The following is a 26,599-nucleotide window of genomic DNA, read 5'->3' as shown; positions in this document are numbered from 1 at the left end:
CAATTCAGTTAGTGGGGCTATAATGAATCCAAAATATTCAGTGCTCCTATGCGGGCAATCTGTTAATGATTATAGTAATCAAATAGGTGATTGGCTAAGCCAGGGAATAAAGATTATCTGGCTTGGTTCGGATGACTCTTGCAAAGGATTAAAGGAAAAATACGAGGCATTTGCAAAGGCTTTCCTGTTGCAGTGTTTTGTGAGTAACAGCGGATTAAGAGATGTTATCGTTGATGGCGATGACCAAAGAGGAACCTTAAGGGGACTTGAGTCATCATGTCCATTGTTCAATTCGGCTCAGTATCTGGTAGAGCATTGCTCTGCGGATGAACATATCGTTGTACAAGCAAGTGCAGGGACAGGAAAAACTACGGTCATGATTGATCGTATTATGTATTTGATGCACACAGTTCCAGATCTTCACATGTATGACATTTATATGATCACATTTACAGTCGCTGCAACTAATCAGATGAATCAACGACTTCAAGAAGTTCTTCAAAAAAGATTCCAATTAACTAAGCAAATAAAATATCTTACATGGCTTGAGGAACAATCAAGCATGCATATTAGTACAATCCATAGCTTTGCATATAACATGCTTAGGCAGTTTGGTGTAAGGGATGGATTCTCATCTTCAATTGATATAAGATCCTTCACAAGTGAACGTGGCAATCTTGTTATGACCATGCTTGATCAGGCATTTGATAAGAAGAAGGGCGTGGCTGAGAGTTTTGGAATGTCTATTTACAAAGCAAAGCAGCTGGTCGACAGTTTTTGGCGCCAATTCTCCACTAAGGGTGTTTCACATAAGGATATGTTGGAAATGGATTGGGGAGAGCCTGATGGAATGAACTCTGAGGCATTCCATAATACATTAAAAACCATTATTCCTAAGCTTGACGAAGAATATATGAACATCAAACGAAACAACAATGCGATTTCGATTGACGATATTATGCGGGACCTTCAGGAAGTCTTGATGAAAGATTCAGCAGATACGACTTTGGATATGGATATGAAATATCTCTTTATTGATGAATTCCAGGATTCTGATTTGTCGCAGATTAATGTGGCAGTAAAGTTTGTTGGTCTTGCAGATACTAAACTGTTTGTTGTGGGTGATGTTAAGCAAAGTATTTACCGATTCCGCGGCGCGAATGACGAAGCCTTTGAAATATTATATGAGGCATTAAAGGGAATTGGTGCTTCTGAACCTAAGAAATATATTCTCGTGAACAATTACAGAACGGCAGCAAATCTTATGAATTCAATTGATGGTTTCTTTGCGAGATGGGGACATGAGGAAAAGCTTAAGTATGATAAACCAGTAATCCCTTTTAATCAGGATCAGGGAGATCTTGTGATAGAAACAATAAAAAAGCCTGAAAAGAATTCAAAAGAGAAAAATACAGTAGAAGAGAAAGTGTCTGAATCAGCACCAGACGAAGCAAAGACAGAGCAAGAGAATGCTGATGAGATTAAGAAGTACGCCGAGGAAGCCTTAGAAAATCTAAGAAAGCGGATTGAGGAGGAAGGAAAAGAGGCTAACGAGAAGACAAGAGTAGTAATGATTGTTAGAACTAACAGTCAACTATATGATCTAGCAAACAGACTAAAAAAAAGTAAGATTCCTGCAGTTGTTAAGAAAGAAGGATCTTTCTACCAGTGTGATGCTGTAAGAGACTTCTTTGCAGTTGTCTGTGCATATATGTATCCGTCAGAAGCAAAATTCATTTTTAATTATTTGATGACACCGTTTTCAGCTTATGACGGACAGGTGGATATTGCCGAGATGGAAAAATTAAATGCTGACAATGTTGCTCTTTTGGAATACTTGGATCCATATATTACATGTACTAAATATGAGCATTACAAAAGACAGCTTAGGTTAAGACCGATCATTGCAGTTTTGAAAGATATTGTTGATGAGATACCAGTGATGGATAACGTTATATCTGAGTTTAAGCGTAATAATTCTGAAAAAGGTTGGGATGAAGAAAGGCTTAATAATGTAGCCAAAGCAGTTGCAATACAGTACCAAGCGAACCTTGATAAACTAATTGAAATGTTGGTTTCATCCTTTGGAAATACTAATGCGAGTCTTTATGACGTGTACAACTTCTTGAAGTTGAAGGTAGCGACAGATCGCGGCGAGGAAGAGCCTAATGTTTGGTCTAATGACAGCTATAAAACAATACTTTGTATGACTGCCCATAAATCAAAAGGATTGGAGTTTGATACTGTTATTCTTCCATATATGGGAAAGCGCGTAACAGAAGCTGATAGGACAGAGCTTTTAATTGATTACAAGAATAAGAAAGTGGGATGGAATTATAAGGCTGGCGGTAAATCGGCTAAAATGAGGAATTCTCTATATGAAAGCCTTCATAAAGCTAATTATGAGAATGACCTTAAAGAAGAGACAAGAGTTTTGTATGTTGCAATGACAAGAGCCATCAGAAGACTTGTGATCTTAATGCCTGAAAAGATAGAGAAGAATACCTGGGCATCACTTATCGGAGGGCAATAATGTCTAGAGAGGTTTACACATACAAAAGAATAAATGACTTGCCTAGGCAGAATTATTGGAATGAAATTAAGGAATATCCACATATTACTGTATCTCGAGGATTAAAAAGAACTCTGAAGAACAGCAATCAAAGCACTGGGCATACCGAAGGGTTATTCAAGAAGGATCGTTACTTCAATGTAATCAGTTTTAGTGCAATACAGGGCAAAGTGCTGCCTAATTGGACCACTGCAGAGTCTCGTTATGGAGCATTCTCTCTGATATCAACATGCATAAGCAGGATGATTAGAGAGTGCCGGGAGGATGATGAGGATACCAAAAAGCTTCTTTCTGGCTGCAAGAATAACAGAGATAGAATTCTTTATACAATTGAGCTTATGGAGGAATCAGGCGTCAGCGACGATTTATTTGCAAGGTATCCAGATGTGGTTAACCCAGTGGCAATCCTCGCGTCGTGTTGGAGTTTTCTTCTTGATAACAGCAATTATATAAATAGTTTTCGTGCTGCGATGGAAACACTAAAGGACAGAGCGGTTTGGGATGACATTCTTTCTAGCCTGTTTGGAATTGATTCGCCAGAGAATGTAAACAAATTGGTGTTTCACGGATTTTATTATCTAACGCCATTACAGAAATGGATTATTGATTGTGCCGAAGAAGCTGGCTTTGGAATAATATATCTTTTTCCGTATGATGACAGGCATAGGTACGTATATGAAAGCTGGGAAAGAACTTATGCTGGTATGGAACGTATAGCAACAAATACTTGGGTGAAGGGAGAGTGTACTGCAGAAGACCTTTATGCGGATATTTTTAGCGGGAAAGAAAACACTCCGACAAATAAGATTAGAATCCATGAATATAGGTCGATTGTAGATTTTTCAAAACGCGTGGCCACGCAAAGAAATGTGGGAGTGGGCATTTATAGCCCATCAGGGAAAATCATAAATGACCCGTTGATGGCTGTAATACCAGAAGAATATGGTGAAAGAAAGTTATTATCTTATCCAATAGGTAAGTTCCTTTTGACAGTGTGTGGCATGTGGGATGATGTTGAAGGAAGTATTACTGCTGACGAAAAAAGTATTTTTGAATGCTTCTCATCCGGATGGTTAAATGACGGTGAGTATAAAGGTCAAGATTACTTATATGAATTGCATCAATTGATGCCGTTTTTTGCTGATTGTAAAGGGGCTGCTCAGTGGGATGGGCGCCTTGTTGAACTGGAACAAATTTATAGCGCTGTTATTCCTGAGCTGCAAACTACTTATGATGGTGATACATCTTCAATGAGATGGCAATCATTTATGGGGAATCCGTTGGCATGCTTTAGTCAGTTCTCATTGGAACCAAGCAGAGTAAACGTTGTAATAAATCTTATTAGAAAACTTTTGGGATTGGCAAATTCGCTTTTTGAGAATATGGAACAGATTACGGTTCAGCAGTTTGTTGGCAAGCTGTTGGATATTATTTCATGTTGTGAAATATCAGAAGATGTTTACAAAGAAGAAAGCAAGATTGCCAATGAAATACTAAAACGCCTACGGGACAGTAGTGACAAAGAAATTAAGGTTTACCCCAATGATGCAGCATCAGCAATTGGACTATATTTGAATGATGATTTTTCTAATGAGGATATTGCAAAGGAAAGAAGTGTAGTCAAAAACATATATGAGATTGAAACTGCAGAAATACTCTACTCTGGGAAAGTACATCTATGCATGTGTGATAGCGATCATTTGCCTGGTGGTAAAAAACAATACCCTTGGCCTTTTAGCAGAGTAGATATATTAAGCCTTAGAGAAAACTATGATTTACCATTGCTTTCATATCTAATCAACACTTTGGAAAATGGTTACATAGCAAATCGCTATTTCTTCTATGTTGCATTAAGAAATAGGGATGTTGAGCTCTCCTGGATAAAAAATTTGTCCAATAAGGAATACATTCATTCCTGCTATTTAGATCTTGTAAGCCTAACTCTTGGCATCAAAATACCGGATTCCAAAGGCCTTTATGTAGATAGTGAGTATGTAAAAGGAATTGCAGCGTCTACAGAAAAGGTGAACAAGTTCCATTTTGCTTTTAATTCAGAGCAAATGCCAAAGGAAGCAAAAATGGATTATGTAATCTGTCCAATTAAATATGTATATAACCATGTCCTTGATTCTAAACCGTCATTTAATGATGATTTTCATCAGAGTTACGCAATGAACGCTTTGATAAAGACGATAGCCGGGATGCTTGACTTAGATAGCTCAGAGGTAATAGAAAATGTGCTGGGATTGTTTCCGCAACTTAGCGATGCTGTTAAAAGTCAGGTAGAAGTCTATGTTAAGGGGCAGGAAGAATTCCATGACAATTCATTTGCCGGAATGACAAAGGTAGGGAAAAAGTATTTTACGGAAGAGCGTCTGAAGACATATTTTGCAGATAAGTCCGTCAGGGATGAAGCTATCAAAAAGTATGGAGAATACGTTTCCAAAGAAGAGCCAGAGAGAATAGATTTTAATCGCCCGGCAAATGGCGGAGAAAATGAGGATATTTATAGTAGGAGTAATCCCTGCCTATTCTGCCAGTTCCAGGAACATTGCAGAAGATCTATGTTTATAAACGATACGGAGAGCCTATATGATAAAGCTTGAGTTTTGGGAAAACCTGCATAGTAAGTGGGTTTCTGATTCGGATGGTGTTCCAAGTCATATTGTGAATACTGCAGCTAATGTCGATGGTAAGACTGCTGCAGAAATAGATGCTGTTGTAGAAGATGACTCTGATGATGATATGTCTTTCTTTGGGTGATTTATATGGGAGAATTCTTGAATGGTAATAACCAGATAATAGAATTAACTCCTGAGCAACAAGATTGTGTAGATTATCTTGGGGATCGCACGCTCTTTGTTAAGGGAGCTGCTGGCTCAGGGAAGAGCCTGGTTATCCAATATAAGGCTAAACAATATATAGAGCAATACGCTGGAGACAAAAATAACAGAGTGCTTGTGCTGACATTTAACAAGACTTTAGCTAATGCTACCCGGCAAATCCTTAGAAAAAATGGTGATACAAGCGGCTGCATAGCCGTAGGAAATGTCGACAGTTACCTTTTGGGTATATGTCGATATCTTGGATTGTCCAAGGACACTATGTGTGATAGAGAGGAACAACGAAGGTATGTTAGAGAGGCATTGGCTCTGCACAGAAAGCACTACGGAGTGCATCCGCTAAATAATAAAGGCATAGATTTCTGGATTGGAGAAATAGAGTGGATGAAGGACATGAACATTACCATTAAGGATGCAAAGTCCTACTATTCACTGGATAGGTCAGAACATGGTAGCCTTACTGAAATGAGCGATAACGATCGTCAAGTAGCATTCCAGATTTTTTATTGCTATAAAGCGGTGCTTACATTGAATAAAAAGGCGGACTTTATTGACTGTGCTTTATACATAATAAGGCATAGAGATAGAGTTCCTGATAAGTACAAATATGATCATTTGCTAATTGACGAAGCTCAGGATTTTTCATTGGCACAAATGATGGCTGTTATGATGCTTTTTAGAGTGGACATGCTTGTAGCGTTGGATATTAATCAGCGTCTGTATAACAAGCATTGGACTACAGATCAGCTTGGAATAAAGGCTACAACAAAGAAACTTACTAAGCCGATGCGTACGACGCGTCAGATCTATGATTTGGCAGAATCTCTTCGATCAAATAACGACGAGTTTATTAGTAAAGAAGATGATTATAGTGAAAAAGCTGTTCCTAAAGGAACTGGTCCAAAACCTGAGGTGTTAGCATTTGAGAATGATCTTCAAGAGAAGGCCTTCGTCATAGGTAGGATCAAAGCTTGGCTGGCTGTAGATGGCGAAATGTCCATAGGTATCCTCGCAGCGACGAATAAAAAAGTCGATGACTATGCTTCTTGGATGGCGGACGCTGGCATACCTAAGGAAATAGTTAAAAGTGATTCCAATTTTGATATTGCCAAACCCGGCGTGAAAATTGTAACTACACACAGTGTCAAAGGGCTTGAGTTCCATAGAGTAATAATTCCTGAATTTGTACAGGGATTATATCCGTTTAACAACAAACCTGTAGATGAGACTATAGACTCATTCATGGTAAGAGAACGTAATCGAGCTTATGTTGCCATGACAAGAGCCAAATATTCTCTCGTAGTGACCTATGTAAAAAAGAGGGCTTCGCAGTTCCTGGTCGAGTTGGATGAAAATTATTATGATGATACAGTAAATGACGAGATTAATAATAATCAAGTAAACGGCACCTAAAAAGCTGGGATTTTTATTGGATATATAATCGTATAAACTAATACCATAAGATAACTTCCAACCGGAAGTGTCTTGGAGAAAAAAAGTTGGGGTATTGGGGAGAAAGGCGTTAATTATGTCAGAGAATGGCGCAATTAGAGAGTTTTCTTCGCATGATATCTCAGCTTTTTTGCATCATACAGAAGTTGGAGAAGCCATCAAGCAGACCACTTTTGCCAGGGAAACATATCTTGGCGTGGCTAGGATATTCGGGCTCAGGAATAAGGAATACCTGATGGAGAACCTGCAGGGGCTTAAGATTGGTGACAGAGTAACTCTTTATCGCAAATATAACAGTGAAGATGAGACTTGCACCGCTGTTCAGGTTTCTAACATTCCTGATGACGGAGCATCAATAAGGGTTCATACACTAGCAGGTCTGTGTCTTGGATATGTTCAGTTTCCGGAGAGATATGTAATGGCGGAGTTGATGAAGGCAGGTAAGCATCTGTATGCCAAGGTTCATGAACTGAATGTACCTGAGACCAAGGATGAGCTTGATACGCGAAATGCAGTAAGTCTGGATGTGTATTGGGTTGAGGAATCTACTCCTTTGAAAACGGCTAACACATACGCTGTTGGGGAGCCTAATAAGAAGTATGAAGCTATGGAGCAAAACGGTGATGCTATATGGCTGATGAATACAAGCCCTGACCATAATTATTATTCTATTAAAGATATTGTGAGCGTAGTAAATACGCTGACAGTAGGCGACAGGCTTAAGCTTATCAGAAAGACAACCGGCCCAAGAGATCCCTGGAGTATCGAAGTTTGGACTAAGAACAAAGAGCTTTTCCTGGGACATATGGAGTGCTGGGGTGATGAGATGATTGCGAATATGATGGACGCCGGAAAGCTGGTTTATGGCGTAGTAGAGAGCGTCAAGAAAGGGCTTGCTCCTTACGAAGTGGGCTACCGGTTCGACGTATACGTTGAGGATAAGTAATGAGTAACACGATTATTCTTACCAAGGAATCAAGTGAATATGAGTATCTGGTCATGCAGATCAAGCAGCTTAAGCTGAATGTGGCTGCACTTACAGTGGAAAAAGATGACCTTGAGCTCAATGAATGCAGAAAGCTCAGTGCGGACTATGATCGTAATGTTGGACATCTGGAGCTGGAAATTACCAGATATAACCTCGAAATAGAGAGGCTTCGCTCGGTTATAGAGAGTATGCAGGCAGCCGTCAACAGAGGACAGACTGTGTCCAGGGAAGATGCCGAAGAACAGGCTGATGAGAAATTCAAAGATTTCTTTGACGACATTGAAAAGCAGGCAGAGAAAGTTAAAGCGGACGAGGCGTTTGCCGCGCAGAGAGATGCTCAGGACCAGGAAAATCATGAGGGCGAATCATATGATGACGACGAAGAGATAGACTGGGAAAAGCTATTTGAGGACATGGAGAAGTTCTCGGAGTTTTTTGATAGCTTTTTCAATAGTTTTAACAGAACTTATGAAGGCGGAGATGATGGCGATGATTCAAGTGATGGCGGATCCGCCAAGAAAAATGTTAACCCAGATAAAGAGCTGAGGATGTTGTATCTAAAGATTATGAAGGCACTGCATCCCGACAATAAACCTATCAGGACTGAGAAAGATGACCAGCTTCTTCTTGAGGCAAAAGAGGCTTTTGAAACCGGAAATCTTAAGAGACTCCGGGAGATTGCAGAGATGATAGAGGACGATGATATTGAGGGCAGATTTAATGACAGTCCTGAAGGAATAGAGGAGTTGAGAAGGCTTTTGCAGCAACTGATTGAACAGAAGGATACGTTGGTTAAGAGCATTGCCCACATCAAGAACTCTTTTCCATATAACATGAAACTGTTCCTGTCGGATCCGGATGCTGTTGCAGCCAAGCAGGAGGAGCTTAAGGGCATCATTGAGAGTTGCAAGAATACAATCGCTGTGCTGAATGAGAGGATAGAGTTGCTGCAGAAAGAGATGGATGCCATTGGTGACAACTAAGGCAAGAGGAACGATATGGATATAAAAGAGCTGAAAAATACAATAGATAACTTTTGCAGGGCGATGAAGCTCATTGAAGAAAAATCTAATGCGGATGCTGATCTGGTTGAGCCTGCGAGGGCAGAGATTGCTTTCTTTGGAATGTACATTATATTTGACGAAGGCTCTTTTGACGAAGAAGAACTGGGGCTTGTGGAGGAAGCAGCGGGATTTAAGATTAACAGGAACCATTGGAATGAAATCATGGAGCTTGGGAGAGTGGACTCAGAGAAGAACTATCTTTCGCAGCCACCGAATACCTTCACGCTGATGTTGGATGTGGACAATCTTTTGTATGAGGCTGGGGAGGAGTTATCAGCCTATAATGCTGGATACGAAGTTTATAAGCTTGTGGGGGATGTTCTTACAAACATAAAAGGTTTCACTGATGAGAAGAGGCAGGCGAAGCTCGATAGGTTCATTAAGATGCTTGAAGACTACAGAAGAGAAAACTCAAAAGCGCCGGAAATCAGGGATAACAGTACACAAGAGAAGATAGTGATTCCATCGAAAAAGGGTGTTCAGGCTCCGAAGAAGAGCTGAGAAAGGAAATTGTTATGAATACAGCACTTAAAAGAGCAATTGATGAATTATATACTTTAGCAGATCCTAATGGAGCTTCTGTAAGTGGGGCAGTGGCAAGCAACAGCACAGAAAGAGATGCGCTGAAGACGGAGTTTATCGACTTCCTGTCTTATCTTTCTGCTTCAGATGGAACAGTGTCTGAGAGCGAAGCGGGATTTGTGAATGAGTACTTCGGACTCGGATATACGCCTGAGGAGTTGAAGGATTATATCGAGAAGAACGGTACTTATTCCACGGCTTTTGAGAAGAAAGCTCCTGCGACATTGGAGAGACTTGTGGCACAGGATAACGTTCTTTTCAAACAGAGACTTGAACTGACATCTTCAGCAAGTGCTTCCTACATCGACGTATTCGACTGCCTGGGAAAAGAGTTCCTGGTGTGCGATGGGGATGCAGACAAGCAGGAGATTGAGGACTTTTCAACTTACATGGATACTCTGAGGAAGTACAAGAGGGAGCATTCTTCGTTCTCTGATAAGGTGAAGGGACCTATTGATATCAGCGATGTTCACGCAGGGGAGACTATTCCTAAGTTTGATGCCGAGGGCAACAAGGAGAAGACTCTTGGGGAACTTCTGGATGAGCTTAATGAGCTGATTGGTCTTGAATCCGTCAAGAAAGATGTTAATACTTTGATCCACATGCAGGAGATCAAGAGACTGCGTAAAGAGCGTGGACTTAAGGAGATTCCGGTATCTAACCACCTTGTGTTCTACGGTAATCCCGGAACAGGCAAGACCACTGTGGCAAGGCTGCTGGCGCAGATTTACCACGTGATGGGGATCCTGTCGAAGGGACAGTTTGTAGAGACTGACAGATCAGGACTTGTTGCCGGATATGTTGGACAGACAGCATTGAAGGTGCAGGAAGTGGCTCAGAAGGCTCTTGGCGGTGTTCTATTCATTGATGAGGCCTATTCCTTGACCCGTAGCGATAGTGGAAGCGACTATGGCGCAGAGGCTGTTGATACTCTTTTAAAATTTATGGAAGATCACAGAGATGATTTCATCGTTATTGTTGCCGGTTACCCGGAGCTGATGGCTGAATTCATTGATTCCAATCCGGGGCTGAGGTCTCGCTTTAACAAGTACATCAACTTTGAGGACTATGATGATATTGAGCTGCTTGAGATATTCAAGCTCATGTGCAAGCATGCCGGATACATTCCGACAGAGGAAGCCATAAAGCACTGTGCTGAAGTCTTCGAGAAGAAGTACCAGAACCGCAGCAAGAACTTTGCCAATGCCAGAGAGATCAGGAACTTCTTTGAAACAGCCATGATGAACCAAGCAGACAGACTCTTTGGCAAGGAAGACGTGACCAATGAGGAGCTGAGTACGCTGGAACTGGCGGATGTAGAAGGGATTATGTGAGATTTAGAATTTTGGGGAGAAATATGAGATTCGTTAAAAAGGAACATAAGGAATTGCTTTTAGAATTAGGATATGATCCTAATCATGATTATGTGACTGATGATGAGCTGGCTGATTTATGGATGAATGTTACTGATCATCTTCAAAAAGAAGGCTTTAAATATATTGGTACTGAGCCTGTGCCAACGAGAATAGGGCTTATATGCGAAGAAGTAACAGATTTACTTGCTGAAGTTGAAGAATAAAGGCTGGCGCGTGATTGATGAAAAATATGGATATTAGAAAATACAGCGATGATTTTTTTACAATAGGAGATATAGCGATACTACAGAGGACAACAGGCAATGACGGATATGATTTCAATTTCAGAAATTGCTTTGAATGTAGGTCTGTTGTTTCTGAAGTTGATGAGCCGGTTCTTTTGCATATCGGAGCTATTGAGGATTACGCAGGAGTTGAAGCGACTATTGAAGAGATGGGGATGCATCTTTTGATCCATGAAGCAGAGCATATCAGGTGTAGCACTATTGAGAAATGGTACCCAACTATCAAAGAGAGGACTCCTTATACACAAATATATGATGAGCTTCCACCGCTGGAGAATGTGACTGATGACTTTTCGTTTCCTTTCTTTGTTAAGGGGAATAGACAGACCAACCATCATAAGAAATCCCAATGCATCATTGAAAATGCGGATCAGTATTATACATTGCGTAACGAATGGGGGAACGACAAGATCCTAAATTGGCAGAAAGTAGCAATCAGAGAATATGTGCCGCTAAAGGTGTTAGATTCGACTTCTTTTCCGGATTCAGTACCAATAAGCTATGAGTTTAGATTTTTTTACTTTGAAGGCAGGTGTATGGCATATGGGCCATATTGGAATATCGGGCCACAGTACTCATTGTCCGAGGGTGAGTTGCCTGAAGTGCTGGAACTGACTGATTGGGCAGCTCACAGGCTTGGAGTGAGTTTTCCAGCTATTGATGTTGCCAAGACTGTGGAGGGTGACTGGATTATCATCGAAGTAAACGATGCCCAAGAGAGCGGATTTGTAGGGGTTAATCCTTTAAAACTATGGAACTGTACAATAGATGCCATGCAGGAAAGAAACTGGATTGCTGTAGAGGATTTATTTGACGAAGGGACTGTCATTATGGGCGGCAATCCTCTTCCTGATAAGACTGTCGAGGAGATGTGGTATACAGCCAAAAACTATAAGTCTATTCAAGAATTGGTAGATGCTTATGTTGGTGCACATAATAAGTATGGGTTCATCGAGGATGAAATATATGATTATGAAGAGGGAACAGAAGAGTATGAGCAGACCAAAGGGATAATTGATGCCTGGGCAGAAGTAGAGGATTATTTGCAAGAGAAGGTTGTTTCCTGCGCCAAGGAAGAGGGCCTGTTAGCGCCAAGACAGAAGAACTCTGGATTGATAAAGCAAATGGAAGAATTTATGGCCCAATATGGGTATCGCGATGGCCGAGGATGGTGGGTTCGCTTAGACAGTGAGAATAATATGTGAACATATATGAGGGTGGAATATGGGCTATGCAATTGTTAACTTTAATAATCTTTGCGATGCTGCGCTTGATTACTTTACGGAAGCATATAAGGCCGTGATACTTCTAGCAGAGAATGAGAGATTGCAGAATAACGACGCGTGTATTAAGTATTATAAGGCAGAAGCAGAAAGTAAATGCAAAAACGCTATTTATTCTTGTATGTCTGAAAAAGATCGTGAAAAGCATGGCATTGCGGATTATGATGTCGTTGAATTGCTGATGAATACAGGGGTTATTAGCGGTGGGGATGGATATAACATAAAGAAAAAAGCTAAAGAAAAAGTAGAGTTGTTTAGAAGACAAATAGAGCGATATAGAGGAGGCATAAATAACCCCATTGATCATTTTTTGCTGCTACTACAAACATTTGAAGCAACAGGGTGCATAACCGTTAATAGAGATATCGGAAGCGTAAGAAGAAAGTATTCCGATGATGAATCTGGAAAGGGTAAAGCTTTAAATGCACGAGCACAGGGAAGAACTCTGGGGTATGCAGAGCTTGACGATTCATCTTCTGGCGTGTGTGATGAAATCAAGAATAGGGGATATAAAGGTTCGCCAGCTAATCCTTATAGTGGCGGTTCATTTAGTCATAAGTAGAAGAAATAGAGGTGCGTTATGGGAATATTTGATGTAAATGAAGACAGAATTAAAGCTTTATATAAAAGAGCGTGGTATGACTGCGATAGAGGTTTTGTGGATTCAAGAAAATATCCTGAGCTTGACCATGCGCTGACTCAGTTTGCTCGTGAGAATAACTGCACCTATGATGAAGCTTTTATTCTGGCAAAAACAGGAAAGAGAATGTTTTAAATGGGAAATGTGAGCGAAAGAGCGGACATTATTCCGGTTGTAAGTGAATATGACAAGCTGATTGAGGAGATCCTTGAACTTGAACTCAAGCTGGCTGCTCTTGCAGAAGAGATAGACGATCTTGAGAATCACGTCTGCGTTGAGTTAAGGGCGGAGTATGACCAAAAGGTTGGAAATCTTGAGTATCAGGCCAGGGCTTATCAATTTGAAATTGCCAGGCTCAAGCGTGCTATTGAGCTTCTGCAGGCTGCTATAAACAGGCAGGAAGCTGCCAAATATGAGGATGTTCAGAAGAGAGTTGAAGCTGAGTACAAGGAGTATGAGGAAGATCTTCATAAAAAGGCTGAGGACATGAAGCGTGATAGCGAATATGCTAAGCGCCGTGCCAAGAAGGATCAGGAGAACGAGAAGAAAGCTGAGGAAGAACGCAAGGCTAGAGGAGATGGAAGCGGTAAAGGATCTTCTGTCGATGACAAAAAGGATGGCGATTCCAAGAAGGACTCTGAGAAGGAATCTGAAGAGAAAAAGGACGAAAATAACAAAGATAAATCAGATTCTGAGAAAGCAGATGAATCTAAAGCTGAAGGAGAAAAAGCTGAATCTGAAGGCCTTGGACCTGACAGGGCAAACGAGACTCCGGCACAGGAATTAAAGCGCTTATACAGGTATATCATGAAAAAGCTTCATCCTGATGCGAACCCGGATGCTACAGAAGCGGAGATGGAGCTTCTTAGAAAAGCGCAGAAGGCTTATTCGGAAGGTGATTTGGAAACCCTTCGTGAGATTGCAGATCAGCTTGATGATACAGAGATTACTGAGAAATACAGTGATACTCCGGAAGATATCATTAAGCTTCGTGAGCTCAGAGCCAAGCTTGCAGAGAAGGTTGAGATACTGATTATCCATATTGAGGAGATCAAGAACAGCTTCCCGTATAACGAGAAAGACTTCCTTGCTGATGAGGAGGCTGTGGCCAAGAGGCAGGAAGAGCTGGCTGAGTACAACAAGGCCTGTGCTGACAAGATTATTGAGCTTCAGGAAAAACTCTTGGAACTGAGCAAAGTAGCAGAAGAAAATCAAAAAGAAGCTGAGAAACGTAAACGCAAGAAGAGTTCATAGGAGATGAGCCATGGCAGATAATGAACTTACTAACGTTCAGAACGATGCTTTAACATCCAGTATTCTTAATAAGCATGGGATTGATACACAACTTCCGTTTTCCAGGGATATCTTTTTGATGAATACCATGATAAACGGGGCTATGCATGTTAAGACCATCTATAAACAGGCAAGGGCTCTAAATGAGGGCGACAGAGTTACTTTAAGGTTGGAACCAAAGAACAAATATGATGAGAAGGCCATTCTGGTCCTTGATCCTAAGGGCAAGAAGCTTGGCTATATTCCCAGGGTTAAGAATGAGGTTCTTTACCATCTGATGGATGCCGGGAAGGAGCTCTTTGGAATTGTCAAAGGCGGGGATATAGGGGAAGATCTTGACGAGAACGACACCTGGATTGAAATCTATATCGACGTTTACATGAGGGATTAATTGTTGGGGTTACGAAACAAAACCACTTGGTTACGTTTCGTAACCTTTTCTGTTGCATAAGATTTCTCCACTGAATATAATCAGCTCATCAGAGTCGACACTGATTTTTTAGGAGCAGATGTTTATGGATGGAACAGATAAGAAGCTATTGGATTTGATCAAAGGAAATGCTCGTATGAGCTATCAGGAAATTGGTGATGCATTGGGAATGTCCCGCGTAGCAGCCAAGAAAAGAGTGGACAAGCTTGAGAAAGCAGGGATAATCCGTGGGTATAACACCTATATCAAAAAGGAAGATGAGGTGACGATGCTCATCGATATCATAACCACGCCTGAAGGGTTTGACAGAGTATTGGAGTATGTGGCAACAAGGACAATGTACGTACGGCAGATATACACAACTCTTAAGGCAAATCATATCCATCTTGTAGCTGTATCTGATTCTCCGGAAGACATCAAGTACATGACCAAGATAATCGAGAAGGCCTGTTCGGATGATATCAAGGAATATCATGCCCGCCAGGTACGTCAGATTATCAAGGACGTCTATGGAGGAATCAAATATGAACCAGGATCAGAGTCGAACACTAACACAGATAGTTGAGGCACTTGCAGGGACAAGGCTTCATGAGAGAAAGGGAGGCAAGTTTTATTTTAACTTCTACCTGAACCGCAGGGCGGGAGAGACACCAATAGAGGCGCTAGACCTTGGAGTTAGAGCTTACAACTCATTGAAAAGAGCAGGTTTCTCAACAATAGGGGATCTGGCTGAGGCAATAGCTGAAGGAACAGAGATAAGTAAGATTAGAAACTGTGGCGCCAAAAGTTGCAGAGAAATAATGGAAAAGCTCTTTTTATACCAGTACAATGCACTTCCGCAGGAGAAAAGAGAAGGCTATGTGAAGGAAGTTATCCTGTTGAATGCCAGCGTGAATGCCAGCAAAAACACGTGAACATAAGTACGTGTATCCAGGGAGGAATATGGGACTCCTTGTATGGCATGATAGTATCATCAGAACAAAGCAAAACATTTTTATCACTGTTTTAGCAAAATAGCACAGAGAATCTCGCTGAAGTAACAATGTATTAGATGGAGGCTTGGCGGTAAGCTTATAACAGGATAAAACTCTTTTCACCTGAAATGGAGGTAGTGGTTATGAAGAGGACATTATTAAGCATATTAGTAGCAGCAATGATGATGATAACAGCTGTGGGAATGACATCAGTATCTGTTGAGGCAGCTGGCAAGAATAAAACAACTAGCAGTTATTCATCAAGCAAGAAGAGCTCAAAGAAGAAAACAACAAGTTCCAAGTCAAAGAGCAAGAGCTCTTCTAAATCATCAAGCAGCAAGAGTTCATCTAAGAAGAGCAGTTCTAAGTCATCAAAGAAATCCTATGACTCATATGACGTGCATAATTACAAGTCAGCACAGGACTTCGCAGATGATAAGTACGAAGAATTCTACGATTACGAAGATGACTACGAAGATGAAGACGAAGCTTATGATGCAGCTGAAGATTACTGGAATGATAACTATTGATGCAGATTGATACAGATCAGGAGGAAAAAATTATGGCATATACATTTGAGAATTATCATCATTTAGGAATGGAAAACTTTGACGGCGGAAATGACCGCTGGGATTTTAATCATGACGGCGAGATGAGTATCTTTGAAGAAAACTCAAGAAGAGCTTATGACCAGGTTATGTTTGACAACATCTTTGGTGAGGATGAAAAGCACTCTTCCGATGACTGGGATGACGATGATGACGACTTCGATGATGATTTCGGAGACGACTTTGGAGATGATTTTTAATCGTGTGTGTTTTGACATATGCAGATTCTGAATGAAATGATCCATCCTCTGGATAGTAGGGATTTGTTGCCACAGGGCGTGCGGTCTGGTAGGGGATTTCGTGAGATCAGCTGGGCTACTCCTTTCTAAAGAAACTGACAATTGAATTATAGATGAGGATATTGAAATGAAGACATATATAAGAGAGGTTGGTTTTGCAAATAGAATATTTGCTTTGCTGCTGGCGCTTTCTTTAGGTATGTCTTCTTTTTTGTTTTGGAGCGTTAAACCTCATGCAGAAGATGAGATCCCGGCATACAGCGGAAGCGCTTCTGTAGCTGTGAACAAGAATGTACCAGGTTTTACAGCTGATGAGATTACAACAAAGTCTTATGAGAGCTATGGCGAGCTGGATAAATTAGGACGTTGCACTCCGGCTATGGCATGCCTTGGAAAAGATCTGATGCCTATTGAGGAGCGGCAGTCAATTAGCATGGTAAAGCCCACCGGTTGGAAACAGAACAAGTATCCTGGCTTGATAGATTCGGATCCTCCGTATTTGTACAACAGATGCCACATGATCGGATTTCAGCTGACTGGTGAGAATGCAAATGAGCAGAATCTTATTACCGGCACTCGTTACATGAATGTTGAAGGTATGCTGCCCTATGAGAATGAAGTTGCTGAATATGTTCGGAACACTGGGAAACATGTAATGTACAGGGTTACGCCTGTATTTGAAGGGAATAATCTTCTCTGCAGTGGTGTTCAGATAGAAGCTTACTCAGTAGAGGATAAGGGCAATGGAATCTCTTTTAATGTATACTGCTACAATGTGCAGCCTGGAATAGAGATCAATTATGCTAATGGAAGTAATAAGCTTGCTCCAGAAGCAGACAAGATGGTGGACACCAATTCTTTTATTATAACTGGCGGAGATTCCGGGAATGGATTGGACAGATCTTCGGCGGGTAATGAGGCTTCTGAAATTCCTGCAGGAACCACATATGTAGTTAACACGAATTCCAGGAAGTTCCACATTCCGTCCTGCGACAGCGTGAAAGATATGAAAGAAAAGAATAAATTGTTGTATGAAGGCACAAGGGATGAGCTTATCCGGCAGGGGTATGATCCTTGCAAGAGATGCAATCCTTAATGAGGTAGTGTTATGCCATTTCAAATAATCAGAGATGATATTACAAAAGTAAAAGCAGATGCCATCGTAAATACAGCCAATCCATGGGTTGCTGTAGGTGATGGTGTTGATGCTGCTATATACGAGGCTGCTGGGAAAGAACAGCTTTTGGAAGCGCGCAGAGAGATTGGAGAACTTGAACCGGGAATGGTTGGGATAACTCCGGCTTTTAATCTCGATGCAAAATTCATTATTCATGCCAGCGGACCATGGTGGAAAGATGGAAGGCATGGTGAGCCGGAACTTCTGCGTCAGTGCTATGACAGATCTCTGGAACTGGCCAGGGACAATGATTGTGAGTCTATTGCTTTTCCTCTGCTGGCTACAGGAACCTATGGCTTTCCCAAGGGGCTTGGAATTCAGATAGCAGTTGATTCTTTTACCAGCTTCCTGGAAGAGAATGAGATGGACATCACGTTGGTGGTGTTTGGAAGTACTTCTGTACAGATTTCAGGCGAACTGGCGCTTGATGTTAAGCATTTCATTGATGATAAGTATGTCGAGGAGAAGCTTGCCGAGGAGTATAGGAACGATGGAATTCCTGCAGCAAGCAGGCCGGGGATGCTTCAAGGCGCTAGATTAAGCAATTCGGCAGTGCCTAAATCATTGAAGATACCGGGCTTTCTTCATAGAAAAGAGTCAAAGGCAGAGGAAGAAAAGACCTATGAGGAATTTGAGGATGCTGAGATTTGTAGTGCTCCTGCAGCTGAGGAGGAACTCTATGAGTGCTCCAGCATGTCTCTTGATGATACTCTCAAAGAAATGTACACAGATTCCTTTGAGAAACATCTTCAGCAGCTCATCAACAAGAAAGGGCTCAAGAATTCTGAGGTTTATGCAGCAGCCAATATCTCTAAGCAGTATTTCTCAAAGCTTATCAAGGGACAGGTTAAACCATCTAAAGAGAAGGTTCTTGCTCTGGCTGTTGGACTTCAGCTTAACATGGATGAGGCCATTGATTTCTTGAGACTTGCAGGATATGCTTTTTCTCCGGTGTCCCAGACGGATGTGATCGTGGAGTATTTCATAAGGCACAAGGACTACAACGTGATGAAGATTGATATCGTTCTCTTTGATTATGGCTTGGATTCGCTTTCAAGCTGACACAAACTGGTTTTTTACAAAGGTCTCCTCCGGGTTGACCTTTTTCTTTTGCCAAAAAGGTATTATTACATCAGAACAAAGGAAACAGCTCACTGCAGGGAGCTACAGATGTGATGACGGAGGCAAAGGAATATGAATAATAATCTTACAGAGATAGTTTATATACTTGATAGATCAGGATCCATGGGTGGGCTTGAGGAAGACACAATCGGCGGTTTCAACTCAATGATGGAGAAGCAGAAAAAGACAGGAGAGCAGGCTCTGGTTTCGACAGTTCTTTTCGATGATGTGTGTGAAGTGCTTCATGACAGAGTTCCACTTGATAAGATTGAGAAGATGACAGACCAGCAGTATTACGTTAGAGGATGCACAGCCCTTTTGGACGCGGTTGGAGGAGCAATCCACCACATTGGCAACGTTCACAAGTATGCCAGAGAAGAGGACAGACCTGCAAAGACCATATTTGTCATAACAACGGACGGCATGGAGAATGCCAGCAAGAATTATTCTTATGACAAGATCCAGAAGATGGTCAGGAAGCAGCAAGAGAAATATGGCTGGGAGTTCATTTTCATCGGAGCTAACATTGATGCCTATGCTGAAGCGCAGAGGCTTGGAGTAAGAAAAGAAAGAGCTGTAAACTATGTACATGATGATATAGGAACAGCAAAGGTGTACGCAGGAGTATCATCCATGGTTTGCAAGTCAATGAAAGTGCCTGATTTTCTTTTGAGGAAAGAGCTGGATGAGTCAAATTGGGCTGAAGAGATAAACGAGGACTACAATAGACGCGGAAAGAAAGCCGCAAGAAGATAAAGGAGTGATTTAGATGGCAGTAAAGGGAGCTGTTTTAGGAGATATATTAGGAGCACAGTTTGAGTTTGACAGGCCTAAGAATCTGGATTGGAAGAACGTGCCTCTGGCAGATGGTGATGCGATTGGGTTCACAGATGATACTGTAATGACTTTAGCTATTAAGAAGGCACTTAAGACCGGAGCAGATCTGGTTGATACCATGGTAGAAGTAGGCCGTGAGTATCCATTTGCCGGATATGGCGGAAGGTTCTTTAACTGGATAAACGGAAATAATCATGAGCCTTACAACAGCTGGGGTAATGGCAGCGCAATGAGAGCTTCTTTCGTAGGCGAGTTCTATGAAGATTATGACGAGATGCAAAAGATGGCTGAGGCTACAGCGATTGTTTCACACAATCATCCTGAGGGAATCAAGGGAGCAGTTGTAACAGCGACCTGTATCTGGATGGCTAAGCATGGCAAGAGCAGGCAGGAAATCTATGACTACGTTCTTGAGCAGTATCCGAAGGCTGACTATGAATACAGCATTGCTTACAGCCTGGATGAGATTAGACCTCGCTATAAGTGGAATGAGAGCTGCCAGGGATCTGTGCCTTCAGCAATGAGATGCTTTTACGAGAGCAGCGACTACGAGAGCTTCATCCGAAATGTCTTTTCCCTGGAATGTGATTCTGATACCTTTGGAGCTATTGCGGGAGGCGTTGCAGAAGAGTTCTATGGCGGATTCGGGGATGTTGATGCGGAAGGGCTTCTTAAGAAGTATCTGACTCCGGAGCTTTGGGAAATTTTGAATATGTAATTGTTTACCCATATTGGCAAAAAATGAAAAAATTGCCGATATGGGTACTTTTATGTTTGCTCATTTTTAGTGGGATGAATAGGGCCGTTGGGGTTATAATGGATGTATCTGTTTCGGAGGAGTTTTGTGGTATGTTTTTTATCATGGGAATTACAGACGGCAGGAAGGACTTTTCTTTTAACCAGCTTGTGACCTGTACTATCTGCGGAAAATACGGACGATTCAATGTGTTCATGACTTATACAGTGTTGTCTCTTTTCTTTATTCCGATTTTTAAGTGGAATAAGCACTACTACGTGCAGACGAGCTGCTGTGGGACAGTTTACGAGCTTGATCCGGAGATAGGTAAAGCTATTGCCAGGGGAGAAGAAGTAGAGGTTAAGCAGAATCACCTGACCAGAGTAATAAATGGGAGGGGATTTACTACCGGATATAAGAAATGCAGACAGTGCGGATATGAGACGACAGAGGATTTTGATTTCTGTCCTAAGTGTGGAACGAGGTTTTAAATGAAGATTAAGCAGATTTTTGATGGGGATTATGGCTGCGAAGAACTGCAGCCAGGACAGAAGCCGAAGGTATCAGTTACGCTTGTAGATGATGTCGGAAATGAACAGCTCGTATCAGTGGAAGATGACTGGCTTACAGAGAATGGATTAGATGTTGGATCAGAATGGCCATCACGAAAATGAGATAGGAGACATGAGTCATGGTAAAAGTTTATTGCTATTCTAGATGTACTACTTGCAAGAAGGCACTGAAATGGCTTGATGACAATGGTATTAAGTACGAGAGCCTTGATATCAAGGAGCAGCACCCGGACCGCAATATGATAAAGGATCTCAATGTTAAGAGTGGGCTTCTTTTGAAAAAGTTTTTTAATACCAGTGGACAGCTGTATAGGGAAATGGAATTGTCAAAAAAACTTCCGACAATGAGTGATGATGCGATGTTAGACCTGTTGGCATCGGATGGAATGCTTGTAAAACGACCATTACTGATTACTGACAAGAAAGTGCTTGTCGGATTTAAAGAGGATGAATGGAAAGAGGCGTGCTTATAATGATGGGAGGTCTTTATGGACAAGATCTTTGAAGTTGCTGACCGTTACATAAAATCGAGTGATTGGAAATTGTTTTCAGTTCTGAAGTTTTGCCTAATTTCTTTGGGCATTATGCTTGGAATGCTTGTTAGACCACAGAACAAAAGAAAAGTCTACGGACTTGCAGGAATAACATTTCTTCTGACATATATTCCGCTAATGGCAAGATTTTTTAAACTGTATATGGATGAGGAGAACGAAGCCTAATGGTTAAAAAGATTGTTAGGGATCCAATGTTCCTGCAGCAAAAGTCAGAGTCTGCAACAGAGTCTGACAAGCAGGTTATTGTAGATCTGCTTGATACATTAAGAGCCAACCAGGAGCATTGCGTTGGCATGGCCGCCAACATGATTGGTGTGAAGAAAAGAATTATCGTGGTGGCTATGGGACCATTCCATTTTGCTATGGTGAATCCTATTATTACCAAGAAGTGTGGAGAATATCAGACAGAAGAGAGCTGTCTTTCTCTCGATGGAGTAAGACCCTGCACCAGATATAAGGAGATTGAGGTGGATTATCTTGATCAGGACTTCAAGCCACAGCATGGTAAGTATAAGGACTTCACAGCGCAGATAATCCAGCATGAAATCGAACACTTTGAGGGAATACTCATATAAACGAGTTCAGACCGATGCGAGGGAACCGGAAAACGGTTTGCATCGGCCTGTCTTATGATATGTATAGGCATCCCAAAACCTATACAAGAGGTGTTTCTATCATACTATAATTGCACTGAAATATATATTAAATACCGATTAAATTTGCACGAGGAGAAGATATGCAGGGGAAGTATCCGGTAATAACATTGTGTGGAAGTACCAGGTTTAAAGAGCAGTTCATGGAGGCTCAGAAAAAGCTTACGCTTGAGGGAAACATTGTCATCAGCGTGGGGCTCTTTGGCCATTCCGGCGATCAGGAAGTCTGGGAGAATATGGACGAGGGCACTCTTACAAAGACAAAAGAGATGTTGGATGCAATGCATAAGGCTAAAATAGACATGGCGGATTCTATTTATGTAATCAACGTCGGAGGTTACGTGGGATCGAGTACCAAGAGTGAGATAGAGTACGCTATAGCTCATGGCAAAGAGGTTAGATACCTGGAAGAACCATAACAAGGAAAAAGAACAGATAGACGCAGAAACTATTGGTGATAAGAATAAGTTTTTGATTTGCCTAGATAGTAAATTAAATGCCTGATAATCACTGATATAGATATATATGAGCCTTCCGGCTTAAGATATAATGATTTCAACATAAAAATTGTTGGAGGGCTTATAATAATGACTGCACAGGTTTTATTGATTCTTGTTTTGGTTGCTACGATAATACCGGTATGTTTACTGTTCGGTATTCCTGCATCAAAATATAACAAGAAGGTTCAGAAGGAAGAAACGGAGGAAAGACAATGAGCAAATATGTTTCACTGGACAAACGAAGTAAGAAACAGCAAAAAGAGTACCATTCCAAACAGAGACGCACCTGGGGAGATCTTAATCCAGTAACAAGGAGCGTTCCAAACGGAAAGGCCTACAACCGCAAGAAAGAAAAAGAGAGGATCAGCAAAGAATTCAGGGATGGATTTGGAGCTGATTCTTTTTTGTTTGAATCTAAAAGTGTTTTCGCAAATAGCGAAATAACATGCCCCTTTTTGCTGATATAATCATGTAATCTTTGCTCTGACAGAAATATAATGAATTCATCAACAAGCAACAGATGACAATGGTTTTTGATTTGAGAAAGGAAGGTGAGGAATCATGTTGTCGCTGCTTTTTATTATATTTTTCTTTTGGATTTTTGGAAAAATGATTGGCTTTGCATTCAGAGCAAGCTGGAGCATCATCAAAGTTATGTTTACACTGGTGTTCCTTCCACTTATTCTTGTGGGCCTTGTATTTAAAGGACTTGTTGCTATTGCATTGCCGGTACTGTTGGTGGTTGGGCTCCTTAGCCTTTTGGAAAGGGCCTGAAAATGAAAGAGGACAAGGAAATGACAGCGGACAAAAGATTTAAAAAGGTTTATTCACAGGGAGCAGTTAATGTTACTGAGATCTGGGTTGACCAGGACACAGGCGTTAACTACATATTCCATGCAAGTGGATATGCTGGAGGACTTACACCCATGCTGGACAGGGATGGTAAGCCGGTAATCAGTCCAGTTGAAAATAGATAGTACTCGGCAAAGGCGGTCTGTGGGGTGACCATTACCATGGACCGCCTTTAAAACACTTTTATCAATAAATATCGTTAGGGCAAAAATCAATTTAAAGGTAAACCCGGAGCAATCCGGCGGCACAAAGCTATAGGGACTCGAAAGAGTTAGCCAGTTGCAATCATTATAGGAGCTGGCAATCAGCTCCATTTTTTCACCCCCCCAAAGTAATGGAAGTGATTCAATCCCAGTAAATATGGGCGTTCGAAGCAGTCCGGATTATAACCCTTCTAAATTGTTAGGATAGTATTATCAGGTATTATCAGGAAACAGCAAACAGCAAACGGAATCAAAAAAGCTATTTTAAAGTCAGGAGGCCATTATGAAGTACGCAGTTATAGATCTTGAGTTTTGCAAAGTGCCTAAGGGATATAAGAAGTTCGGTTATAAGTGGTGCCAGGAGACAATCCAGATTGGAGCAGTCCTTCTTGATGAGGATTATGAGATTATAGATGAATTCAATACTTATGTAAGACCTGAGTATGGTCACATCGACTGGTTCATCGAGAATATGACAGGAATATCCCAGGCTGATGTAATCTCAGCTCCTTCATTTGCAGAAGCTCTGGAGGTTTTTCTTGATTGGCTTCCATATGACGATGTCAGATGCGTATCCTGGAGCGATTCAGATCCTAAGCAGATTGTTCACGAAGTAGTTGCCAAGGGAATTGAAGATGAGCGCCTTGAGATCATCTTTGCTAACTGGATGGATTGTCAGAAGACCTTTGGCCAGAAGATGGGCAGGAAGAATGCGTACAAGCTGGAGGAAGCTCTTATTGCATCTGATATAATTCCGGAAGGCAGAGCACATGATGGCCTGGCTGATGCTTATAATACGGCACTTCTATTCGCTAAGCTTGAGCAGAATCCTGATTATGAACTGAATGAGTTCTACCAGACTGCAAGGAATGAGGAGACTGAGCATCTGAGCTTTTGCATGGGAGATTTGTTTGCGGGGATAGTGCTGGCGTGAAAAAATGTTTGTGATTAACACCTTGAAATTTCACATTGAATTGAAAGACATTACTATCGGAGGTAAAGGATATGTCTAAGAACAGGATTAACACTTATAGTCCACATTACAACAAGCTTGCCGCTAAGTTTTTTAGTGAATATGTGCTTACTAACAAGGGAGACAATGTTGTTATATCGCCTCTCTCCATAATAGTGCTTTTGGCTATTGCGGCAGATTCCACGGATGGAAATACAAGAAAAGAAATAGCAGGAGTTTTAAAAGGAATCCTTCCATATGACGCTGCAATGGGAATCATCTCGTTGATACAGAATGAGCTATCTGAAACAGGTGGCCTGGTTTCTTCAAATGCAGCCATTGTAAAGAAGACGATAGAGAACTCGATCAATCCGGAGTATAAGGAAAGGATTGCATCTAAATTTGGTGGCGAGCTGTTTTGTACTGATGATGTCGTATATGCTGTGAATTCCTGGGTAAAGGAGAAAACAAAAGGCCTGATAGAACAGATTGCAGATGAAAGCATGGCTGGTACGCTTATGAGCTTGATCAATGCAGTATCCTTTGAGGCGGAATGGGAAGACGAATATGATGAGGATGATATAAAGGAAGCTGATTTCAAAAACTCAGATGGTTCTAAGAGTAGGGTTGACATGATGTTCAGCAAGGAGCACTTATATATCGAAAATGAGTTTTTTACAGGATTCCTTAAACCATACAAGAATAGGGAGTATTCTTACATGGCTTTGTTGCCTAAGAATGACCATAATGAACGTATCTTTAGAAGGTCGGTTGAAAAAATAGATTTCAAAGGACTTTATGATTCTGCATCATATGATCAGGTCTTTGTGAATATGCCGGAATTTAATGGCGAATTCAGAACAGATCTAACAGAACTGCTTAAAGATATGGGAATCAACAAAATCTTTTCTTCAGAGGCAGATTTTTCCCCGCTTTCCAGTGAAGTGCTGAGGGCAGATTCGATTGTTCATAAAGCTAGGATAGAAGTGGACCGGAAAGGAACAAAGGCAGCTGCAGCCACTGCTATGTTTCTTGTTGCTGGATGTGCTCCGATGAGCAATCCGAAGGTTGTTAGGCTGGATAGACCGTTCATATATGCGATTATGCATAATGAAACGGGCTTGCCAGTATTTACTGGAATTACAAATCAAATTTAATAAGACTTAAAATCTGATCCTTTCTTTGCCTGGGACAGAATGTCGGTAGATGATGACTTCATAGCGGTTACCGACATTTTTAATTCGCGAAAAAAACATGGCCTGTAATGAAAGGAGGATTACACTGCAAATGATTGAGGAAAAATGGCAGTGTAAATTTCATATGAAAATTACAGGACAAACAGCAAGTGATATTTTCAAAAAGGACTCAGTACAATTGAATATAGTTGTATCTGAGGAGGAAAAGGAAGTGAAGAGCAATCCGGAAAACTATAGCGGAATATACAGAGAAATTGCAGAACTTTTAGGTGATGCAGCAACTCAGAAAATATGGAAGCGTTTTGCTGGATTGAATATCACTTTTCCTCAGAAACTGTACTCAGTGGAATTCAGGAAAGATTTTATCAGAGAAAACATGGATGAAATGAGACCTGCAGAACTGGCGAGGATGCTGGGACTTACTGAGCGGAGAATTAGGCAGATAATTATGGAAATAAAAAATGAAATATCGCAATGAGATCAGTAAAACGATTGATTGGCAGATATATATAGATGCTATTATGATTCTGTTTTAGTTAATGTCTATTTAGTTTTTACAATATGTTTTAAGGTTGCATGATAAAATTAGAGTAGTACGTGTGATGCATTAGAAAGAA

General features: G+C 41.1%; 35 protein-coding genes and 1 riboswitch. All 35 genes read left to right on the top strand.

Annotated features, from left to right (window positions below):
• Nucleotides 1–22 precede the first annotated feature (22 nt).
• Nucleotides 23–2,533, top strand: coding sequence for a UvrD-helicase domain-containing protein (locus tag G632_RS0114720; RefSeq protein ID WP_035782805.1), 2,511 nt, complete (start codon nucleotides 23–25; stop codon nucleotides 2,531–2,533).
• On the top strand, nucleotides 2,533–5,178 hold the full coding sequence (locus G632_RS0114715) for a hypothetical protein (RefSeq protein WP_022770161.1): 2,646 nt from the start codon (nucleotides 2,533–2,535) through the stop codon (nucleotides 5,176–5,178). Before G632_RS0114720 ends, G632_RS0114715 begins: the two co-directional genes overlap by 1 nt.
• A complete protein-coding gene (locus G632_RS22045) occupies nucleotides 5,165–5,335 on the top strand; it encodes a hypothetical protein (protein WP_022770160.1) in 171 nt (56 codons plus the stop codon). Before G632_RS0114715 ends, G632_RS22045 begins: the two co-directional genes overlap by 14 nt.
• A 5-nt stretch (nucleotides 5,336–5,340) precedes the next feature.
• Nucleotides 5,341–6,828 carry a 3'-5' exonuclease gene (locus tag G632_RS0114705; RefSeq protein ID WP_022770158.1) on the top strand — a complete coding sequence of 496 codons (1,488 nt, stop codon included), beginning with the start codon at nucleotides 5,341–5,343 and terminating at the stop codon, nucleotides 6,826–6,828.
• Nucleotides 6,829–6,943: 115 nt separating this feature from the next.
• On the top strand, nucleotides 6,944–7,813 hold the full coding sequence (locus tag G632_RS0114700; RefSeq protein WP_022770157.1) for a hypothetical protein: 870 nt from the start codon (nucleotides 6,944–6,946) through the stop codon (nucleotides 7,811–7,813).
• A complete protein-coding gene (locus G632_RS0114695; protein WP_022770156.1) occupies nucleotides 7,813–8,838 on the top strand; it encodes a hypothetical protein in 1,026 nt (341 codons plus the stop codon). Before G632_RS0114700 ends, G632_RS0114695 begins: the two co-directional genes overlap by 1 nt.
• A 15-nt stretch (nucleotides 8,839–8,853) precedes the next feature.
• Nucleotides 8,854–9,420: a hypothetical protein gene (locus tag G632_RS0114690; protein ID WP_022770154.1), complete on the top strand. Its 567-nt coding sequence runs from the start codon at nucleotides 8,854–8,856 to the stop codon at nucleotides 9,418–9,420.
• 14 nt (nucleotides 9,421–9,434) lie between these two features.
• Nucleotides 9,435–10,835, top strand: a complete 1,401-nt coding sequence (locus G632_RS20260; protein ID WP_022770153.1) for an AAA family ATPase — start codon at nucleotides 9,435–9,437, stop codon at nucleotides 10,833–10,835.
• Nucleotides 10,832–11,080, top strand: a complete 249-nt coding sequence (locus G632_RS0114680) for a hypothetical protein (protein ID WP_155828901.1) — start codon at nucleotides 10,832–10,834, stop codon at nucleotides 11,078–11,080. Before G632_RS20260 ends, G632_RS0114680 begins: the two co-directional genes overlap by 4 nt.
• Nucleotides 11,081–11,106: 26 nt before the next feature.
• On the top strand, nucleotides 11,107–12,366 hold the full coding sequence (locus G632_RS0114675; protein ID WP_155828900.1) for an ATP-grasp domain-containing protein: 1,260 nt from the start codon (nucleotides 11,107–11,109) through the stop codon (nucleotides 12,364–12,366).
• Between the two features lie 19 nt (nucleotides 12,367–12,385).
• Nucleotides 12,386–13,006: a hypothetical protein gene (locus tag G632_RS0114670; RefSeq protein ID WP_022770149.1), complete on the top strand. Its 621-nt coding sequence runs from the start codon at nucleotides 12,386–12,388 to the stop codon at nucleotides 13,004–13,006.
• Between the two features lie 18 nt (nucleotides 13,007–13,024).
• A complete protein-coding gene (locus tag G632_RS0114665) occupies nucleotides 13,025–13,219 on the top strand; it encodes a hypothetical protein (protein WP_022770148.1) in 195 nt (64 codons plus the stop codon).
• Nucleotides 13,220–14,338, top strand: coding sequence for a hypothetical protein (locus tag G632_RS0114660; RefSeq protein ID WP_022770146.1), 1,119 nt, complete (start codon nucleotides 13,220–13,222; stop codon nucleotides 14,336–14,338).
• Between the two features lie 10 nt (nucleotides 14,339–14,348).
• Nucleotides 14,349–14,768: an HIRAN domain-containing protein gene (locus G632_RS20255; RefSeq protein ID WP_022770145.1), complete on the top strand. Its 420-nt coding sequence runs from the start codon at nucleotides 14,349–14,351 to the stop codon at nucleotides 14,766–14,768.
• 124 nt (nucleotides 14,769–14,892) lie between these two features.
• Nucleotides 14,893–15,372, top strand: a complete 480-nt coding sequence (locus G632_RS0114650) for an Lrp/AsnC family transcriptional regulator (RefSeq protein ID WP_022770144.1) — start codon at nucleotides 14,893–14,895, stop codon at nucleotides 15,370–15,372.
• Nucleotides 15,332–15,721, top strand: a complete 390-nt coding sequence (locus G632_RS0114645) for a DNA-directed RNA polymerase subunit alpha C-terminal domain-containing protein (protein WP_022770142.1) — start codon at nucleotides 15,332–15,334, stop codon at nucleotides 15,719–15,721. Before G632_RS0114650 ends, G632_RS0114645 begins: the two co-directional genes overlap by 41 nt.
• A gap of 203 nt (nucleotides 15,722–15,924) precedes the next feature.
• The gene (locus tag G632_RS20250) at nucleotides 15,925–16,311 is read left to right on the top strand and encodes a hypothetical protein (protein ID WP_022770141.1); all 387 of its coding nucleotides are present in this window, start codon (nucleotides 15,925–15,927) and stop codon (nucleotides 16,309–16,311) included.
• A gap of 32 nt (nucleotides 16,312–16,343) precedes the next feature.
• Nucleotides 16,344–16,589 (top strand): hypothetical protein, encoded by a 246-nt coding sequence (locus G632_RS20245; RefSeq protein WP_155828899.1) that lies wholly within the window; start codon nucleotides 16,344–16,346, stop codon nucleotides 16,587–16,589.
• 166 nt (nucleotides 16,590–16,755) lie between these two features.
• The gene (locus tag G632_RS0114630; protein WP_022770138.1) at nucleotides 16,756–17,724 is read left to right on the top strand and encodes a DNA/RNA non-specific endonuclease; all 969 of its coding nucleotides are present in this window, start codon (nucleotides 16,756–16,758) and stop codon (nucleotides 17,722–17,724) included.
• 12 nt (nucleotides 17,725–17,736) lie between these two features.
• Nucleotides 17,737–18,867, top strand: a complete 1,131-nt coding sequence (locus G632_RS0114625) for a macro domain-containing protein (RefSeq protein WP_022770137.1) — start codon at nucleotides 17,737–17,739, stop codon at nucleotides 18,865–18,867.
• Nucleotides 18,868–18,999: 132 nt separating this feature from the next.
• Nucleotides 19,000–19,683 carry a vWA domain-containing protein gene (locus G632_RS0114620; protein ID WP_022770136.1) on the top strand — a complete coding sequence of 228 codons (684 nt, stop codon included), beginning with the start codon at nucleotides 19,000–19,002 and terminating at the stop codon, nucleotides 19,681–19,683.
• 13 nt (nucleotides 19,684–19,696) lie between these two features.
• Nucleotides 19,697–20,482, top strand: a complete 786-nt coding sequence (locus G632_RS0114615; protein ID WP_022770134.1) for an ADP-ribosylglycohydrolase family protein — start codon at nucleotides 19,697–19,699, stop codon at nucleotides 20,480–20,482.
• Nucleotides 20,483–20,613: 131 nt separating this feature from the next.
• Entirely contained in the window at nucleotides 20,614–20,991 is a 378-nt protein-coding gene (locus G632_RS0114610) for a zinc ribbon domain-containing protein (RefSeq protein WP_022770133.1), read from the top strand.
• Nucleotides 20,992–21,174 (top strand): hypothetical protein, encoded by a 183-nt coding sequence (locus G632_RS0114605; RefSeq protein ID WP_022770132.1) that lies wholly within the window; start codon nucleotides 20,992–20,994, stop codon nucleotides 21,172–21,174.
• A 17-nt stretch (nucleotides 21,175–21,191) separates the two neighbouring features.
• Nucleotides 21,192–21,545: an arsenate reductase family protein gene (locus G632_RS0114600; protein ID WP_022770130.1), complete on the top strand. Its 354-nt coding sequence runs from the start codon at nucleotides 21,192–21,194 to the stop codon at nucleotides 21,543–21,545.
• Between the two features lie 15 nt (nucleotides 21,546–21,560).
• Nucleotides 21,561–21,791: a hypothetical protein gene (locus G632_RS0114595; RefSeq protein WP_022770129.1), complete on the top strand. Its 231-nt coding sequence runs from the start codon at nucleotides 21,561–21,563 to the stop codon at nucleotides 21,789–21,791.
• Entirely contained in the window at nucleotides 21,791–22,201 is a 411-nt protein-coding gene (locus tag G632_RS0114590) for a peptide deformylase (RefSeq protein WP_022770128.1), read from the top strand. The genes G632_RS0114595 and G632_RS0114590 overlap by 1 nt, the downstream gene beginning before the upstream one ends.
• 161 nt (nucleotides 22,202–22,362) lie before the next feature.
• Nucleotides 22,363–22,698: a hypothetical protein gene (locus G632_RS0114585; RefSeq protein WP_022770126.1), complete on the top strand. Its 336-nt coding sequence runs from the start codon at nucleotides 22,363–22,365 to the stop codon at nucleotides 22,696–22,698.
• 168 nt (nucleotides 22,699–22,866) lie between these two features.
• Nucleotides 22,867–22,995 (top strand): hypothetical protein, encoded by a 129-nt coding sequence (locus tag G632_RS22440; protein ID WP_022770125.1) that lies wholly within the window; start codon nucleotides 22,867–22,869, stop codon nucleotides 22,993–22,995.
• Nucleotides 22,992–23,246 carry a hypothetical protein gene (locus tag G632_RS20240; RefSeq protein ID WP_022770124.1) on the top strand — a complete coding sequence of 85 codons (255 nt, stop codon included), beginning with the start codon at nucleotides 22,992–22,994 and terminating at the stop codon, nucleotides 23,244–23,246. The genes G632_RS22440 and G632_RS20240 overlap by 4 nt, the downstream gene beginning before the upstream one ends.
• A 142-nt stretch (nucleotides 23,247–23,388) precedes the next feature.
• Entirely contained in the window at nucleotides 23,389–23,553 is a 165-nt protein-coding gene (locus G632_RS0114570; protein WP_242826729.1) for a hypothetical protein, read from the top strand.
• Nucleotides 23,554–23,573: 20 nt separating this feature from the next.
• Nucleotides 23,574–23,756: a DUF6440 family protein gene (locus G632_RS0114565; protein ID WP_026512613.1), complete on the top strand. Its 183-nt coding sequence runs from the start codon at nucleotides 23,574–23,576 to the stop codon at nucleotides 23,754–23,756.
• Nucleotides 23,757–23,842: 86 nt separating this feature from the next.
• A riboswitch (cyclic di-GMP riboswitch) is annotated at nucleotides 23,843–23,918 on the top strand.
• Between the two features lie 199 nt (nucleotides 23,919–24,117).
• A complete protein-coding gene (locus G632_RS0114560; protein ID WP_022770119.1) occupies nucleotides 24,118–24,768 on the top strand; it encodes a 3'-5' exonuclease in 651 nt (216 codons plus the stop codon).
• A 71-nt stretch (nucleotides 24,769–24,839) separates the two neighbouring features.
• Nucleotides 24,840–25,943 carry a serpin family protein gene (locus tag G632_RS0114555; RefSeq protein ID WP_022770118.1) on the top strand — a complete coding sequence of 368 codons (1,104 nt, stop codon included), beginning with the start codon at nucleotides 24,840–24,842 and terminating at the stop codon, nucleotides 25,941–25,943.
• A 130-nt stretch (nucleotides 25,944–26,073) separates the two neighbouring features.
• Nucleotides 26,074–26,460: a Mor transcription activator family protein gene (locus G632_RS0114550; RefSeq protein WP_022770117.1), complete on the top strand. Its 387-nt coding sequence runs from the start codon at nucleotides 26,074–26,076 to the stop codon at nucleotides 26,458–26,460.
• The last annotated feature ends 139 nt before the right edge of the window (nucleotides 26,461–26,599 follow it).

The organism is Butyrivibrio sp. NC2007 (assembly GCF_000421405.1).
Classification (GTDB): domain Bacteria; phylum Bacillota; class Clostridia; order Lachnospirales; family Lachnospiraceae; genus Butyrivibrio.
The sequence above is the reverse complement of the archived record's forward strand: the minus strand, read 5'-3'. Positions and strand labels throughout refer to the sequence as shown.